Raw genomic sequence first — 16,409 nt, 5'->3', positions numbered from 1 at the left:
TTGATTAAGCCTCGTACGTATTCCTCACCTTTGTCATGTACCCGATACCTGGCTGTACGTTGATCTCCTCGAGCACATAGTAAACACGCTCGTTTTTCAGTGCTTTCGACACCTCCGATTCAGGGTCATTTGCATCACCGAAGATGATTGCATTCGCCGAACATGCAGATGCGCACGCCAACTTGATATCGCCGTCTTTCAATGTCCGTTTCTCTATCTTCGCCTGCAACTTTCCGGCCTGGATACGCTGGATACACATCGAGCATTTTTCCATCACACCGCGTGAGCGCGAAACAACATCAGGATTCAGCACCAAATGGGTGAACTCGTTATTCAGGTAGTTATCAAAACGCGAATCATTCCAATAGTTGAACCAGTTGAAACGACGAACTTTATACGGGCAGTTATTGGCACAATAACGTGTCCCGAAGCACCGGTTGTAAGCCATGTGGTTTAACCCTTCGGAGGAGTGCACGGTAGCCAATACGGGGCATACCGTTTCACAAGGGGCGTGTTCGCAGTGCTGGCACATCATCGGCTGGTGCACCACGGATACATTTTCCATATCATCCAAGTGACGGATCTCGTCCTCTTCAGTATATGCTTGACCGCCTTGTTCAATGGAATAATACCGGTCGATACGTATCCAGTGCATCTCACGGCGCCGGCGCACCTCATCGCGACCCACCACCGGAATATTGTTTTCAAGGTTACAAGCTACAATACAGGCTCCGCAGCCGGTACAGGCGTTGAGGTCGATTGCCATCACCCATTTATGTCCGGGCTGCTCGTATTTATTCCACAGATCGTAGGTCTTGTGCTTGTCGGCAAACCGGTCAGCATTGTGCCCAGGATTTTCCTTGTATTTCGCAAAACTCGTTTCGCGGATAATATTACGCCCCTCAATGGTATGGTGGGTTTGCGTTTGCGCCAATTCGTACGAGCCGCGCGCTTTTGATAGCGTGGCCGATGTATTGTACTGCATGGTGCCGTTTTGTAGCTTCGCAAATGGATAAGCGTTTTTACCCACGCCGTTCCCTGCTTTACCGGCTTTCGTACGGCCATAACCTACAGCTATAGACACCGTACCCATTGCCTGTCCGGGCTGCATGAGCACGGGTAACGTTATTGTATATCCGTTTTCCCCCGCTACTTCTACGAGGCTGTTCTCGCCTAAGCCCAATGATTCCGCAAACTTTGGGTTCAGCGCAGCATAATTATCCCAGGTTACCTTTGATACCGGGTCGGGCAATTCTTGCAAATAGGCGTTGTTGGCTTGCTTACCGTCTTTAATCGCTACGCTCTGATAAAGCTGCACTTCAACGTCTTTGGCCAATGTTTTACTTTGGGCGGCTATTGTTTGGGCAACGGTTCCCAAACCTGACGTATCGAAACTATACGGCGATGCAGGCTGATCACCTTTGAATTCAAATCCGGTTTGCAATACATCTTTCCATGTCTTACTGCTTCCTGCCAGGATTTGCTGCTCCCAATAATCTTTTACGAACGTGTAGTAATCGGTTTTGTCACCCGCCCACAACAGCAAGCTTTGTTCTGCCTGGCGGGTATTGTATACGGGATTGATCGTAGGCTGCACAATAGTGTAATATCCGCCCCGCGGCTGTGCGTCGCCCCATGATTCCAAGAAATTATGGTTGGGTGCAATAGCATCCAACTCTGAAGCGGTCTCATCCTCACGGTCGGCAAACGACAGTTTGAACTTGATTTTACCGAGTGCCTCGGCTAATGCCCCGGCGTTAGTATACTCGTAGAGCGGGTTGGTATTCAAGAAAAACACCACATCCACTTCACCACGGCCTACCTCCGCTAAAAATGTCTCGAATGCCTCGTCATCCCCTTTGTACTGGTAAGATGGGTTGTCTAAGTCGATGGTCGTGCCATAGCTTTGGAGTGCCGCATTGATTGCATTGGTCAAGGTTTGTATCGCTACGTCGTTAGACCCCGACACCACTACAGCACGGCCACGGGCCTGCTGAAGCTCCTGGGCTACCAGTTTCAGTGCGGTTTGTGCTTTCTGGTTGGTACTGATTGCTCCGGGAAGGCTTTCGCCGGTAATCGCATTATACAATGCAATCAATAGCGGTCCTTCTTCCGATGGCTTGATGGCAACGCGAACGTCGGCGTTTGTGCCGGTCATGCTCAGGCCACTTTCAAACTGGATGTGGCGTGACATTTTGCCTTTCTCCAAGCTCTTGTAATCGCGGTTGCCGATGTATTGCTGGGTATGTTCCTCGCCATTAAGCCACGTACCCAGGAAATCCGCTGCTATACTCACGATGACATCGGCATTGTCAAACCGGTAGTGCGGTACCACCGCTTTACCGAAACTACGGCCGTTAGCTTTGATAATACCGCTATAGGAAACGGCGTCCACCTCAACCAATTTCGTGGTTGGGTACTTTTCAGTGAACCGTGCTATTGCCGCAATCGTCGATGGGCTGTTAATAGTAGACGACACGATACGTATCTGTTTGCCGGCCGCTTGGGCAGCATTCAGGGCTGCTGCCACATGGGTATCCAGCTCATCCCACGAAACATCGGCACCATTGAGCTTAGGGCCTTTCAGCTTGGATTGGTCATACAGATCGAGCACTGCAGCTTGCGTGCCCGCATCGGTACCACAGTTCAACCCCACGGCCGACGGGTTAGCTTCCAACAGGATGGGCCGTCCTTCGCGCGTCCTAACCAATACGCTCTGTCCTTTGTAACTGGATGCGTAAAAATTGGGGATACCAGGAGTAATTTCCTCCGGCTTAATCAGATAAGGCACCGCTTTATGTACAGGCGTACGGTTACAAGCAGCTAGCGTAACGGCACCAACCCCGAAGCCCAGGGCTTTCAGGAAATCCCGGCGCGGTGTTCTGGTGCTTAAACCGGCCTCATTCAAAACATCTTCAACAGGAATCGGCTCGGCAAACTCACCTTTGCTTTCCTTCACGAAAGCTGGTGTTTGTTGCAACTCTTCCAAACCTTTCCAATATTGCTTGTTGCTCTCCATTTAAGCTATATATAAAGATTGCGTAGTCTAGTAATTACGTCGTATGTTATTAATAGTGGCACTTACCACATTCCAATCCACCCAACACGGCTGCTGTTACCTTCTCTCCTTTTTTCAATTGCTCATGTGCAGCAATCAGTTGGTCATAGTAGGCGTTGCCTTCATGGTTCACCTCGGTTTCCTTATGGCAGTCTATACACCATTTCATAGTAAGCGGCGAGTATTGGTATACTTCGGCCATGGTTTCAATCGGACCGTGGCACGTCTGGCATTCCACGCCCGCCACCACCACGTGCTGCGAGTGATTGAAGTAAGCAAAATCAGGCAAATTATGGATACGGATCCACTCGATGGGCCGCTGGTCCGGGCCGTATTCCATTGTTTCGGGATCGTAATCCAATGCCCGGTAAATCTTAGCAATCTCCGGCGACAGCTCACCACCGTATTTATCACTTGCGGTAATGGCTTTATGGCAATTCATACACACATTGGCCGATGGGATAGAAGCGTTTTTTGATTTGTAAGCTCCCCCATGGCAATACTGGCATTCGATTTGGTTGACCCCAGCATGCAGCTGATGGGAAAACTTGATAGGCTGGACAGGCTTATACCCCTGATGAACACCTACATTCCACATCGTTTTCCAGCCAGCAGAACCAAGGAAGATGGCAACCATCAATACTGCAAAAAACACCAGTTTCTTATTTTTGGCCAGCTTTTTAAGCTTACCCAAGTAGTCTTTGCGCGGCCCCTCTTCATCCTCACCTTCGGCAGGTATCAGCTCCTTGTTGTTATCGATTACCCGCTCCAGCGTACGGATTACCTTATTAAGCACCAAGATGACCGCGAAAGCCAGGATAATTACTGCCACAAGGCCAAGAATCATAAAATTACTTGCGTCACCGCTTGCGGCTGCCACAGCACCTGAACCACCACCGGCAGCACCACCACCGGCATCCGCAGCAGCCTTCTTATCTTCTTCCGACTTGACGTATAAGAGTATGCTCTTTATCTGGGTTTCCGAGAGCTGCGGGAAAGCCGTCATCATACTGGTCGGGAATTGGGCATCCAATTCCAACGCAATCGGATCACCTGCCGCAACCATCGAAGGAGCATTGTGGATCCACTTCAACAACCAATCTTCTTCGCGCCGCTCGTTTACGCCGGCTAACTCAGGCCCCAAAAACTTACCGAATACCTTGTGACAAGTGGAGCAATTGGCTTTGAAGAGCGTCTCGCCCTCTTTCGCATCTTGAGCTTGCAATGAAGAAACCGCAAACAACAACACCAACGCAACGGATATCGGCTTGGCAACTCTTTCAAAAATTAACGAGATATGTCTCATATTGAGCACGTTATACTGATTATGATAAATGTTAAAATTTGGGCTATCTGAATCAATGGAACTACACCCTTTTAATATTGCCACAAAAGTATGATTTATTGCCGTATGGATGACAAAACGATGACTGAATTTAATAATTTATAATCGTTCTAAATTGATCAAAATAAGCGATTAGAGTTTATACGACGCGTTTTGATCAAAAAATCACAACTGCCCATCCGCTGTCGTTATATCCATAAATTTGGTAGTTTGAAATTATTTCTCTTATTTGATAGGACCTATTACAAAATATACCGCAGTACTCATCCGGATTTAATTTTACATACGGATGAAAACATTTTCACTGCAAATGGCGTATATTCGCGTAACGGAGGAAGACGGGTTATGGCCACACCCCGACGAAATAAATAATTATGCGTTACATCGGATTCATACTCGCATGCTTATCGCTACAGACTGCATGCGGGCAAAGTGCTCGACAGCAGGATAGCCATCGAGACACGGAGTACATCAGACATTACACAACGACAAGTAAAATGGATACATCAAAATACAACAAACTGACTGCAGAGGAAGAGTATATCATTCTACATAAGGGAACCGAAAGGCCGTTCACCGGCGCGCTACTCAACAATAAAGCACACGGCACATACGTCTGCAAGCGCTGTGACGCGCCCCTTTACCGGTCGGAAGACAAATTCGAATCGCATTGCGGGTGGCCTAGTTTCGATGACGAAATAGACGGGGCCGTAAAACATGTTCCCGATGCTGATGGGCGTCGTACGGAAATCTTATGTGCCAACTGCGGCGGCCACTTAGGCCATGTCTTCATTGGAGAGCGGTTCACACCTAAGAACACGCGTCACTGCGTCAATTCCCTGTCAATGAAGTTTGTGGCAACTACCCCCTAACCTTACAGCGGCTTTCCGCCAGCCCGTAAAGCTATCGATATGGCGCTTAGTAATCTGGCATGATGCCTGGTTATATGGCACCTAAAAATGGGATGTTAAAATAATACATAGCTACCCATGGGGCTTATATTTCAAAAAAATTACGTTACTTTGGGTATATTCTATCCGAGATTAAATATTTTCAATTCATAAGGAAAGACAACATATCATGACTAGTAACCGAAACCCGGCGATATGAATTGATACTGCCTTCCAATATACCATCCTAACCGGATACCATATTATAACCTTTATAACATGAAAAAAACGTACGTAAACCTCATCATCTTGTTTTTGGCAATCGCTCCTTGCATAGCGCTCGCCCAGGTCGGTATTGGCGTGGAACAGCCCGATCCATCGGCACAGTTGGAAATCACAGCAAACGGCAAGGGATTATTGATTCCCCGCATGGGTGCCGCTGAACGGCCCACCAATCCGGCAACGGGTCTGTTAATCTACCAAACCGACAATACGCCCGGTTTCTACTACTACAGCGGTTCAGCCTGGTTGCGTATCCAATATACGGGCGAAAATCCATTTGCAGCAGCAGTGGCATACGATGCAGGAGACGCTACAAACTATGAGGCCGGCCAGTTGGTTACCTACAACGGCAGTGTGTACCGGGCCGATAAAAATGGTCCGGCCGGAACACCCGACGTCGGGGACTACCTCCTGCTGGTGGCACGCGGAGCCGACGGCAACGCCGGAATTACGGGGCCACAAGGTTTGCCCGGACCGCTGGGGCCACAAGGCGATACGGGAGCTGCGGGGCCAGAGGGGCCACAAGGACCCAAAGGTGATACCGGTGCGACGGGATTGCAAGGACCACAGGGCGACACCGGACCGCAAGGGGTACAGGGCATCAAAGGCGATACCGGAGCAACCGGCCCACAAGGACCACAGGGCGACACCGGACCGCAAGGGATACAGGGTGATACCCTAACTCGTGGCGCCCTAGTACTAACTCGTGGCTCAGGACCGCAGGGTAATACCGGACCGCAAGGACCGCAAGGTGATACCGGACCGCAAGGACCACAGGGCGACACCGGGCCGCAAGGACCGCAGGGTGATCCCGGGCCGCAAGGACCGCAGGGTGATACCGGGCCAGCGGGGCCTGAGGGGCCGCAAGGACCGAAAGGACCGCAGGGTAATACCGGACCGCAAGGACCGCAAGGTGATACCGGACCGCAAGGACCACAGGGCGACACCGGGCCGCAAGGACCGCAGGGTGATACCGGGCCGCAAGGACCGCAGGGTGATACCGGGCCGCAAGGACCGCAGGGTGATACCGGACCGCAAGGACCGCAGGGCGACACCGGACCGCAAGGACCGCAGGGCGACACCGGGCCGCAAGGACCGCAGGGTGATACCGGGCCGCAAGGACCGCAGGGTGATACCGGGCCAGCGGGGCCTGAGGGGCCGCAAGGACCGAAAGGCGACACCGGAGCAAACGCAACGTTCACGTCTATGGTTACTTTCGACGCCCCCAGCTCCTCTAGCTACCTGCCCGGCCAAGTCGTCCATTACGACGGTTCTACTTATGTCGTTATTACCACTCCGACCCTTCCCATCACTCCAGACGTCAGCGGAGATTATGCATTGGTTGCCGTAAAAGGAGACCAAGGCGATCCGGGACCCGCTGGTCCCTACGGTCCAGCGGGATCCGACGGCGGTGGAGCAATCATCCCTTTTTCGTCTGGCGCACCGGTTTCCATGACGACATTAATCGGCGGATTAACGGGCACACCCTCGGTGGTTGGCTTTGGCAACAATGCACAATTGTTAAGCATACTAGGTTCGACCATTGACTTAACAACTAGTCCTAACATGGCTTTCACCATGCCTCGAGACGGTACGATTACAGATCTTTCGGCATTCTTCAGTGCCACGACCGGGATCACCCTCTTTGAGCCGTTAACTATCCATGCCCAATTGTACCAGTCTACCACCCCAAATAACATCTTTACACCCATCGAAAACGCCGAGGTGACGCTTCCCAAGCTTGATGGATTCGTCAATATTGGCGATACGCGTAACGGCCAGGCAAGCGGCTTATCCATTCCGGTAACCGCCGGCACGCGGATATTGCTCGTCGTATATGTTTCAACTATCGGCTCACCGATAGCTACCGCGGTCAATGGTTACGTCAGCGCAGGTTTAGCAATCCGATAACCCCCAACTACCGTAGGCATGAAACTGAAAAACAGGCTTCCTTTCTCCGCGCGCCGGTTGGGCATGCTGGCGGGGGCCATCCTGTGGGCTGCCGCCGCACATGGCCAACTCACCGTGCAGGACGACGGTATAAAGGCGCTCCCGGGGTTGTGGTTTTCCTACGAACGCCTGGCACTGCTGCCCGCCAGCGGCGCACCGCTGGTGATGCGGGGCAAAACGCTTGCCTTCCGCCCTTCGCCCGTATCGATCGGCACGGGTAACTCGTTGCCCCGGGTGTACCGGCTCTCTGGCCCCGTGGCCTTCACCGGCCGTGTGCGTGTGCGCTACCACACCGCCGAATTGGGCCAGCACGATGAAGCAACCCTATTGCTTTTTGCCCAGGCCACCGATGACGAGCCGTTCAAGCCCATCATGGGCAGCACCAGCCACACCGGTAGCGATAGGTACGTGGAGGCCGATTTGGAAGACCGTTCCTTCGTTGCACTGACCATCGCTGACCCCACGGCGTTGGGGTACGCCCTCACGCCTCAGCGACCCACCGCATCCGAGATTACCGATGGCGGCTTCGCGCTGGCTTGGCCTGAGGTCATCGGCGCGGAATCCTACCAACTCGACGTCTCCCAATCAGTGGATTTTTCCACATTTATGGACGGCTACGAAAGCCGAACCGTGGCGAACACCGCTGCCGTGGCGACGGGTCTCAGCCCCGGAACGGACTACCACTTCCGGATCCGGTTGGTCGACGCCGGCGGAGCGACCCTCCAATCGCCCGGAGGCAGTGCGCAAACGCTCACGGCGGTTGCATCCATCACCCGCAGCGCCGGGTCACCGACCAACGCGGAACAACTGACCTATACGGTTACCTTCGCCTCGCCGGTTGCGGGTGTGGATGCCGCGGATTTCGCCCTGACAACCTCGGGCAGTGCCACCGCCACCATCGGAGTACCCACCGGCATTGGGTCGGTATGGACCGTACCGGTGTCGGCCGTAGCCGGTCAGGGAGCATTACGCCTCGATTTCGTCGATACTGCAGGCATCCGTCCACATGCCGTGCGGACCTTCGCCTCGGGTGAAGCCTACGTCATCGACCGTGTACCCCCTGTGGCCAAGGCCAAGGATATCCGGGTAACCCTCGGTACCAGCGGCACGGTCACCATTACGCCGCAGCAGGTAGATGATGGCAGCGCCGATGCCGGTGGAGCCGTCACGCTGTCGCTCGACAAGACAGTGTTCAACCGCAACGAAACGGGCCGCCGGACCGTCACGCTCACCGTGACCGACGCCGTAGGCAACACCGCCGCAACGACGGCCACCGTAGACGTGGGCCGCGACGTGGCGGCGGCAGCAGACCTTGCCGACGTGGCCACAACCTATGGTATCCCTGCCGCACAGCTGCCGCTCCCCGAACAAGTCGGGGTGGTGTATACCGATGGTACCTCAGCCAATGCAGCCATTACCTGGGATCGCTCCACGTTCGGGGACGGCGTTGGCACCTACGTGCTCTCCGGAACCATCATACCCGCCGAACACACCACCAATACGCAGGCGGTTAAAGCCACCGTGCGTGTTGTGGTAGCACAGGCGACCCAGATCATCACATTTATCCCTCCGGGCGAGCTCCGCCGCGACGCGGGCAGCATATCCCTGCAAGTGGGCAGCAGCAGCGGACTCCCCGTCTCGCTCAGCGTAGACGATGAGCAGGTAGCTACCGTCAGCAGCACCACGCTCAACGTGCTTAGGCTCGGTACCGTGCGCATCACCGCCAGGCAGGCCGGCGACGCCAACCACCTCGCCGCAGCGCCAGTGACCATCACCGTCACCGTGGTTGACCCTACCGAAGAGTTCTCCATACGGGTACACCCGGCCGTATCGCCCAATGCCGACGGCATCAACGACTTCCTGATGATCGAAGGGATACGCGACTATCCAGAGAACAAAGTAACCATCTTCAACAGAAACGGCACCCTCATCTACGAAGCCACCGGTTATGACAACGGCACCACTAAAGCGTTCCGCGGCATCAGCACAGGTGGACTGACCGTGCCAATGGGTACCTACTTCTACCTTGTCGAAATCAACGACAACGGTCAGTGGAAGCACAAAAAAGGCTATTTTGTGCTGAAATAAACCGAAGGAAAAGGCGTTGCTGGCCAGGAAATGCGCAGCATGCTGAACCACGTAGCTTGGTCTAGGGGGATAGGGGAATTTCTGCGATCGGCCGGACTCATACGCCGGACTCGCCTAACCGGAAACCGCGAGCGACGATTCCCTAATGACCAGCTCCGATGGCAACACCACCTGTTTTGATCCTTTCTCCTTACCATCAAGCTGGTTTAGCAAGATATTGATCACCTCTCCTGCAATCGCTTCTATGGGCTGGGATACCGCCGTGATAGTGGGTGTAAACAGCTTAAACAACGTGTGGTCATCATAAGAAACAACGGCGGGGAACGGTAGTTTATATTGCTTCAATGCTTTCAGGCCCGCGATCGCCAGATAGTTAGTCGCGAAAAAAATGGCATCGGGTTGCTGGTCAACCAGAAAAGAATGGAAATCAGCAATGGCGGTTTGTTCATTATCACCCAAATTCACCTTTTTTACGTAAGGTTGCAGCTGGTAGCTGTCAATGGCGCGCATGTAGCCGTCCATCCGATCGCGCATCTGTGTCTGCGACGAATAGAGTGTCACCATTGCAATGCGGCGGTACCCTTGCTGCGCAAGGTGTGCCGTTGCATCATACGCCCCCCTTACATTGTCTGTGATCACATGGCTGGCATCCAAGCCGGGGATGTACCGGTCAAACAATACCACCGGCAACTGGCTGTTCAAGAGTGACGCAATCGTATCCCGCACCCCTTCAGAGGGCGTGATGATGTAGCCGTCAACATGCCGGTCGCGGAAAAGCTGTATTAGTTCAACAGCCTTATCAGGTTGGTTATCGGTGCTGCAATAGATAATCCGGTAGCCCCTGCTGTAGGCTTTGGCTTCAATGAGACGGGCGATATTAGCAAAGAACGGATTGGAAATATCTTCGATGACCAAACCGATAATCTTCGTTTTACCGGTACGGAGGCTCTTTGCCAATTCATTGGGCTTATAACCCACTTTCTGCACATGCTCAAGCACCCTTTTTGTCAGCCCCTCACTGATGCGTTTTTCTTTCGCTTTGCCATTCAGAATAAACGATATCGTGGTAACCGACACCCCTAAATCCCTAGCGATGTCACTTATGAGTATTTTTTTCTTCATTTTAGCAAAAAAGCTTAATGTTTAGCAAAGGTGCAAACCTATGTATTTTTTCATGAAATAGGCTAAAATAATGCACTAAAAATTCGTGTTTCTGAAATAATCAATTAGCTTTACCGTATAAATAATAGCGACATTATTGAAACAACTATGCTAACGCGTTTAAGCATCTCTGTAGCACTCACGCTATCTTATACATTTTGTTGGTCGCAAGATTCACTGGTTTCATATGTTGACCCCTTCATCGGCACGGGTGGCCACGGGCATACTTTCCCCGGCGCCACGGTACCCTTCGGAATGGTGCAACTCAGTCCCGATAATGGCCGGAACGGTTGGGACTGGTGCAGCGGCTATCACTACAGCGACAGCCTTATTGCGGGGTTCAGCCACACACACCTCAGCGGGACGGGCATCGGCGACTGGCTGGATATTTCGGTTATGCCGCTGACCGCACCGCTCGTAGACACTGTGGATACACCCAAAACCCCGTTTAAACACGCTAATGAGGTGGCTTCCCCCGGATACTACGGGGTGACGCTAGACAACGGGATCCACGTCGACCTCACGGCTACGGCACGGTGCGGCCTGCATCGCTATACCTTCCCCCAAGGCAGTATACCTACTATACGCCTCGACCTCGCATTCCATCAAAATTGGGACACACCTACAGAGACCCATACCAGCATCCTCAATGACAGTACATTGGTTGGATATCGCTTTTCTTCCGGTTGGGCCGGCGTGCAACGAATTTATTTCGCTGCCAGAACGTCTGTCCCTATTACGCGAGCAATCCTCTACGACGGCCAGTCGGCGTCGGATATGACCGATATGGCTGAAACTTACGACAGGGGTACCGGCGTTGCCACACAGCTCCTCTTCGAAGACATTACCGGCGCTCCGATAATGCTGAAAGTGGCGTTGTCCACCACCAGCTATCAGAAGGCATTGGCCGCACTCAGCGAAATCCAAGGCTGGGATTTTGACCGTATTCATACGTCGGCCCGGAACCAATGGGAACACGAACTGCAAAAAATCCGGATAACGTCGCCCGATACGTCTCTGAAGCGAATTTTCTATACCGCGCTTTACCATACCGCAATAGCCCCCACGCTTTACTCGGACGCGGATGGCGAATACCAGAATGCCCACGGCGATACGCATACCCTGCCAGGCCGCGCTAATCGATACACCCTGTTTTCACTGTGGGATACCTTCCGTGCGTTGAACCCGCTTTTCACACTCACACAGCCCGACCGCTATACCGACATGCTCAACAGCATGCTTGCCTTCCATGACGAAAATGGCCTGCTCCCGGTATGGGACCTCAGCACATGGGAAACCAACACGATGACCGGATACCATGCCATTCCCGTTTTGGCAGACGCCATTCTGAAGAACTGGCCCGGACTGGATGCCGAACGGGCATACCAGGCAATGCTGAAAAGCGCACATCAAGACATACGCGGAGTGCCTGATTACATCGAACACGGCTACCTTCCGCAAGACAAAGCGGGCGGGAGTGTAACCATTACATTGGAATATGCTTTCGACGATTGGTGCATTGCCCAAGTGGCTAAAAAGCTCGGCAAAACGGCAGACTATGCCACTTTTATGAACCGTGCAAAATCATACACCCACCTATTCGACCCGCAAACGGGTTTTATGCGTGCGAAATTGTCGGATGGGCAATTCGTGGAGCCGTTCGACCCGTTTTGGTCGGAACACGACTTCGACAAAAGCCAATACATAGAAGGCAATGCATGGCAGCATTCCTTCTTCGTGCCCCACGATATAAGCGGACTAGCCGCGTTATACGGAGGTAATAATGCACTGAGTGCGAAACTGGATGAACTATTCGCAGCCCCCTCGGTAATGCACGGCGATAATATTTCTCCCGATGCCAGTGGCTTTATAGGGCAATACGCGCATGGGAACGAGCCGAGCCACCATATAGCCTACATGTATAGCTACATCGGGGAAGCGCCGAAAACACAGGCGCGCGTACGCCAAATCGTAGACTCCATGTATCACGATGGACCCGATGGCTATGCGGGCAACGAAGATGCCGGCCAGATGAGCGCTTGGGCGGTGTGGAGCATCGCCGGGCTTTACCCGGTAAATCCTGCCAGTGGCGAATATGTCTTCGGCAGCCCCACTGCTGAAGAAACAACATTCTCCCTGCCAAACGGCAAATCGTTTATTATCCGTGCATTGGGCAAAGGTGCAGAGAACCCCTATATCCAGTCAGCGACACTCAATGGAGAGCCGTACGACAAAACCTATATCCGCCATGACGAGTTACTTAAGGGTGGCGAACTCGTTTTCAAAATGGGGCCTAAACCCAGCAAAAGATACGGCCGGAAACCGGAAACGTGGCCCGGTAACTAACTCGCCTCAACTAACGTCTTATGGCCCAGCATTAAGCACGCAGCCTCTCTCGACAAGCATATAAAAAGCCGGACATCAGTTGACTGATGTCCGGCTTTTCCATCAGATACGTAAGAACGTATCTACTTACGCCCAGAAATTACGCTTCATTCCGCTCCGGCCTTGGGATCAGGGCCTTGCGGGATAGCTTCAACTTGCCTTGTTTATCGATATCCAACAACTTCACCTTCACGATATCGCCGACGTTGAAGATACCGTCCATGTTCTCGAACCGTTTCCAGTCGATTTCGGAGATATGGAGCAACCCGTCCTTACCAGGGATGATTTCGATGAAAGCACCGAATGGCATGATAGATTTTACTTTACCTTCGTACACTTCACCCACTTCGGGTTTGGCAGCGATAGCCTTGATGCGGCGTACAGCTTCGTCGATAGACGCTTTGTCATCTGCAAACACCTGTACCACGCCTTTGTTGTCCACCTCATCGATAGCGATGGTGGCTCCGGTTTCGCGTTGCATCTCCTGGATTATCTTGCCACCCGGCCCGATCACGGCACCGATAAATTCCTTGTCGATAGAGAAGCTAATAATACGTGGGGCATGTGGCTTGTAATCAGCACGTGGTTCGGCAAGCGTCTTCTTCATCTCGTTGAGGATATGTAGCCGCGCTTCTTTTGCCTGCTCCAATGCCTGGGTAAGTACTTCCCATTTCAGTCCATTGATTTTTAAGTCCATCTGGCAACCCACTATTCCCTTTTCGGTACCGGTCACCTTAAAATCCATATCGCCCAAATGATCTTCATCACCCAGGATATCACTCAATATCGCATATTTGCCACTTTTCTCGTCGGTAATCAACCCCATAGCGATACCTGACACAGGTGCTTTGATCTTCACACCCGCATCCATGAGTGCCAATGCGCCCGCGCAGACCGTGGCCATGGACGACGAGCCGTTCGACTCCAGGATATCCGAGACTACACGGATGGTATAAGGATTGTCATCGCCGGTAGGCAGCACCTGCTTCAACGAGCGCATGGCGAGGTTACCGTGGCCAACTTCCCGGCGGCCCGGTCCACGATTCGGTCGTACTTCACCGGTTGAGAATGCAGGGAAATTATAATGGAGCAGGAACTTATTATAACCGTGGATGAATGCGCCGTCAATCATCTGCTCGTCGTCTTTCGCCCCGAGTGTCACCGAGGTGAGCGACTGGGTTTCACCACGGGTGAAGACCGCCGACCCATGGGCTGCAGGAAGGTAATCCACCTCGCTCCATATCGGGCGAACCGTGCGCACATCGCGGCCGTCAAGCCGTATACCTTCGTTGAGTATCAAGTTGCGGACAGCTTCATACTGAACATCATGGTAATATTTCTTAACCAGGAATGCGGTATCGTCATCAAGCTCTTCTTCGCCAAACGTCGCTTCTATGAACGCATCGCCGATTTGCTTGAACTGCTCGGTACGCTCGTGTTTAGCCGATGCAGATTTCGCAACGGCATACACCTTGTCGTAGGTAGCTGCAAAAATCTGGTCACGCAGCTCCGGATTGGTCGGCTCGTGGCTATACTCCCGTTTGGTCGTCTTTCCGACTAATTGGGCAAGTTCCACCTGTGCCTGCACTTGTTTTTTGATGGTCTGATGGGCAAACTCGATGGCTTCCACCATCTCCGATTCGGAAATTTCCTTGGCTTCGCCTTCCACCATCACGATATCGTTGGCAGACCCTGCCACGATAAACTCCAGTGTCGCATTCTCGAGCTCGCTCAGTAACGGATTGATCACCAGCTGGCCGTCGATTTTAGCAACACGGACTTCCGATATGGGTCCGTTGAAAGGGATATCGGATACGGCTATGGCTGCCGAGGCCGCCAATCCAGCCAGCGCATCGGGCATGATGTCTTTGTCTGCGGATATCAGGGTAATCATTACCTGCGTATCAGCGTGGTAGTCCTCGGGGAACAACGGCCGCAACGCCCGGTCGACCAACCGGGAGATAAGGATCTCGTAGTCGGACAGCCGCGCTTCCCGGCGCAAAAAACCGCCAGGGATACGGCCCGTGGAAGCATATTTTTCTTGATAATCTACCGAAAGGGGCAGGAAGTCTGCTCCCGGTTTAGGTTCCTGTGCGGAAACCACCGTGGCCAACAGCATGGTTTTCCCTTGCTTGACCACCACCGAGCCATCTGCCTGCTTGGCCATTTTCCCGGTGGAAATCTCGATTTCGCGACCCGCGCCGATATCGATTGTTGTTTTGATTTCGTTGTAACTCATTTGTTGTTTCGATTCGGTGTGCTATTCGTCTTTAGGCGGCACACCATGATTGTATAGACTTTTACTTTGCGTGCAAAAGTAGACAAACAGCCGTGTATATGCAAGTATTAATCACCTTACACACCGCTGCTTATCCACAAGCGCCTGCCATCGGAATAAAAATTGGTCTGACCCGGCATAGCATGGCCACCAATAAAACGCAAAAAGGCCATCCGCCAGTCGGCGGATGGCCTTTTTGAAAATTTCACCTGAACTATTTGATGATGTCGCGCAGTCCCAAGGCTTTGATGATGGCACGGTAGCGCTCGATATCTTTATGGAAAAGGTATTTCAACAACGCACGGCGTTTACCTACCAGCTTCTGCAAAGACCGTTGGGTCGCGAAATCTTTACGGTTTGATTTCAGATGCCCCGTCAGGTGGGCAATCCGCTTGGTAAATAAAGCCACCTGTCCTTCGGCAGAACCGGTATTGGTTGCATTTCCTGCAAATTCGGCGAAAATATCCGCCTTGTACTCTTTACTTAAATACATTACTTGAATAATATTAAAGCGTAAATAATAAATTAACGGCCGCAAAGGTACACCAATTTTAATTACAGTGCAAATTGGTGTACCTTTTTTGTTCCTTGCTCCTTACGTCCTTACGTCCTTGCTCCTTACGTCCTTGCTCCTTACGTCCTTGCTCCTTACGTCCTTGTTCCTTACGCCCTTGTTCCTTACGCCCTTGCGTCCCTGTTCCTTGCTCCTTACGCCCTTGCTCCTATGTATTACGTAAACTCAAAAAACTCAGCTATCGGCACGTTGAGTGCTCCGGCCAACACATATAGCTGGTATGCCGATGGGTTCACCCGGCCCTTTTCCATGCGGCTGATAGCTTGGAAATCTTTGCCGACCAGCGCCCCCAATTCCATCTGCGTAAGCCCGCCACGCTCCCGAAGCACGCGGATACGCTGGCCCAACTTTATTTTGAATGCCTGAATATCTATTGCCATTCAGCCAAACACGGGAAA

10 protein-coding genes are annotated in these 16,409 nt (G+C 52.5%); 4 read left to right on the top strand and 6 right to left on the bottom strand.

Going from position 1 to position 16,409, the window contains the following annotated elements; all coding sequences use genetic code 11:
* Positions 1 to 4: 4 nt before the first annotated feature.
* Positions 5 to 3,019 (bottom strand): TAT-variant-translocated molybdopterin oxidoreductase, encoded by a 3,015-nt coding sequence (locus NGM62_RS01265; protein ID WP_262245370.1) that lies wholly within the window; start codon positions 3,017 to 3,019, stop codon positions 5 to 7.
* Positions 3,020 to 3,068: 49 nt separating this feature from the next.
* A complete protein-coding gene (locus NGM62_RS01260) occupies positions 3,069 to 4,364 on the bottom strand; it encodes a cytochrome c3 family protein (protein WP_262245368.1) in 1,296 nt (431 codons plus the stop codon).
* Positions 4,365 to 4,777: 413 nt separating this feature from the next.
* Here NGM62_RS01260 and NGM62_RS01255 point away from each other — a divergent pair, with 413 nt between their 5' ends.
* The 3 genes from NGM62_RS01255 to NGM62_RS01240 all read left to right on the top strand — a co-directional run bounded on the left by NGM62_RS01255 (position 4,778) and on the right by NGM62_RS01240 (position 9,613).
* Positions 4,778 to 5,275, top strand: a complete 498-nt coding sequence (locus NGM62_RS01255) for a methionine-R-sulfoxide reductase (RefSeq protein WP_262245366.1) — start codon at positions 4,778 to 4,780, stop codon at positions 5,273 to 5,275.
* A gap of 297 nt (positions 5,276 to 5,572) precedes the next feature.
* Positions 5,573 to 7,486, top strand: coding sequence for an exosporium glycoprotein BclB-related protein (locus tag NGM62_RS22105; protein ID WP_315975843.1), 1,914 nt, complete (start codon positions 5,573 to 5,575; stop codon positions 7,484 to 7,486).
* An 18-nt stretch (positions 7,487 to 7,504) separates the two neighbouring features.
* Positions 7,505 to 9,613 (top strand): T9SS type B sorting domain-containing protein, encoded by a 2,109-nt coding sequence (locus tag NGM62_RS01240; RefSeq protein WP_262245364.1) that lies wholly within the window; start codon positions 7,505 to 7,507, stop codon positions 9,611 to 9,613.
* A 114-nt stretch (positions 9,614 to 9,727) separates the two neighbouring features.
* Here NGM62_RS01240 and NGM62_RS01235 read toward each other — a convergent pair whose 3' ends face one another.
* On the bottom strand, positions 9,728 to 10,735 hold the full coding sequence (locus NGM62_RS01235; RefSeq protein WP_262245362.1) for a LacI family DNA-binding transcriptional regulator: 1,008 nt from the start codon (positions 10,733 to 10,735) through the stop codon (positions 9,728 to 9,730).
* Positions 10,736 to 10,882: 147 nt separating this feature from the next.
* On the opposite strand from NGM62_RS01235, the gene NGM62_RS01230 reads away from it, so the two are divergent.
* The gene (locus tag NGM62_RS01230) at positions 10,883 to 13,120 is read left to right on the top strand and encodes a GH92 family glycosyl hydrolase (protein WP_262245361.1); all 2,238 of its coding nucleotides are present in this window, start codon (positions 10,883 to 10,885) and stop codon (positions 13,118 to 13,120) included.
* A gap of 139 nt (positions 13,121 to 13,259) precedes the next feature.
* Here the strand turns inward: NGM62_RS01230 and pnp are convergent, their stop codons facing one another.
* From pnp to NGM62_RS01215, 3 genes are all read right to left on the bottom strand, one after another.
* Entirely contained in the window at positions 13,260 to 15,398 is a 2,139-nt protein-coding gene (gene pnp, locus NGM62_RS01225) for a polyribonucleotide nucleotidyltransferase (RefSeq protein ID WP_262245359.1), read from the bottom strand.
* Between the two features lie 253 nt (positions 15,399 to 15,651).
* Positions 15,652 to 15,930, bottom strand: coding sequence for a 30S ribosomal protein S15 (gene rpsO / locus NGM62_RS01220; RefSeq protein WP_262245356.1), 279 nt, complete (start codon positions 15,928 to 15,930; stop codon positions 15,652 to 15,654).
* A 236-nt stretch (positions 15,931 to 16,166) separates the two neighbouring features.
* Entirely contained in the window at positions 16,167 to 16,391 is a 225-nt protein-coding gene (locus NGM62_RS01215) for a helix-turn-helix domain-containing protein (RefSeq protein WP_262245354.1), read from the bottom strand.
* Between the last annotated feature and the right edge of the window lie 18 nt (positions 16,392 to 16,409).

Origin of the sequence: Parapedobacter soli, assembly GCF_025460835.1 — a bacterium.
GTDB classification, from domain to species: domain Bacteria; phylum Bacteroidota; class Bacteroidia; order Sphingobacteriales; family Sphingobacteriaceae; genus Parapedobacter; species Parapedobacter soli.
The sequence above is the reverse complement of the archived record's forward strand: the minus strand, read 5'-3'. Positions and strand labels throughout refer to the sequence as shown.

What these genes read in the sequence shown, in the direction of transcription:
- rpsO (WP_262245356.1), bottom strand. Translation starts at nt 15,930, where the DNA reads ATGTATTTAAGTAAAGAGTACAAGGCGGATATTTTCGCCGAATTTGCA.
- NGM62_RS01265 (WP_262245370.1), bottom strand. Translation starts at nt 3,019, where the DNA reads ATGGAGAGCAACAAGCAATATTGGAAAGGTTTGGAAGAGTTGCAACAA.
- NGM62_RS22105 (WP_315975843.1), top strand. Translation starts at nt 5,573, where the DNA reads ATGAAAAAAACGTACGTAAACCTCATCATCTTGTTTTTGGCAATCGCT.
- NGM62_RS01255 (WP_262245366.1), top strand. Translation starts at nt 4,778, where the DNA reads ATGCGTTACATCGGATTCATACTCGCATGCTTATCGCTACAGACTGCA.
- NGM62_RS01240 (WP_262245364.1), top strand. Translation starts at nt 7,505, where the DNA reads ATGAAACTGAAAAACAGGCTTCCTTTCTCCGCGCGCCGGTTGGGCATG.
- NGM62_RS01260 (WP_262245368.1), bottom strand. Translation starts at nt 4,364, where the DNA reads ATGAGACATATCTCGTTAATTTTTGAAAGAGTTGCCAAGCCGATATCC.
- NGM62_RS01215 (WP_262245354.1), bottom strand. Translation starts at nt 16,391, where the DNA reads ATGGCAATAGATATTCAGGCATTCAAAATAAAGTTGGGCCAGCGTATC.
- NGM62_RS01235 (WP_262245362.1), bottom strand. Translation starts at nt 10,735, where the DNA reads ATGAAGAAAAAAATACTCATAAGTGACATCGCTAGGGATTTAGGGGTG.
- pnp (WP_262245359.1), bottom strand. Translation starts at nt 15,398, where the DNA reads ATGAGTTACAACGAAATCAAAACAACAATCGATATCGGCGCGGGTCGC.
- NGM62_RS01230 (WP_262245361.1), top strand. Translation starts at nt 10,883, where the DNA reads ATGCTAACGCGTTTAAGCATCTCTGTAGCACTCACGCTATCTTATACA.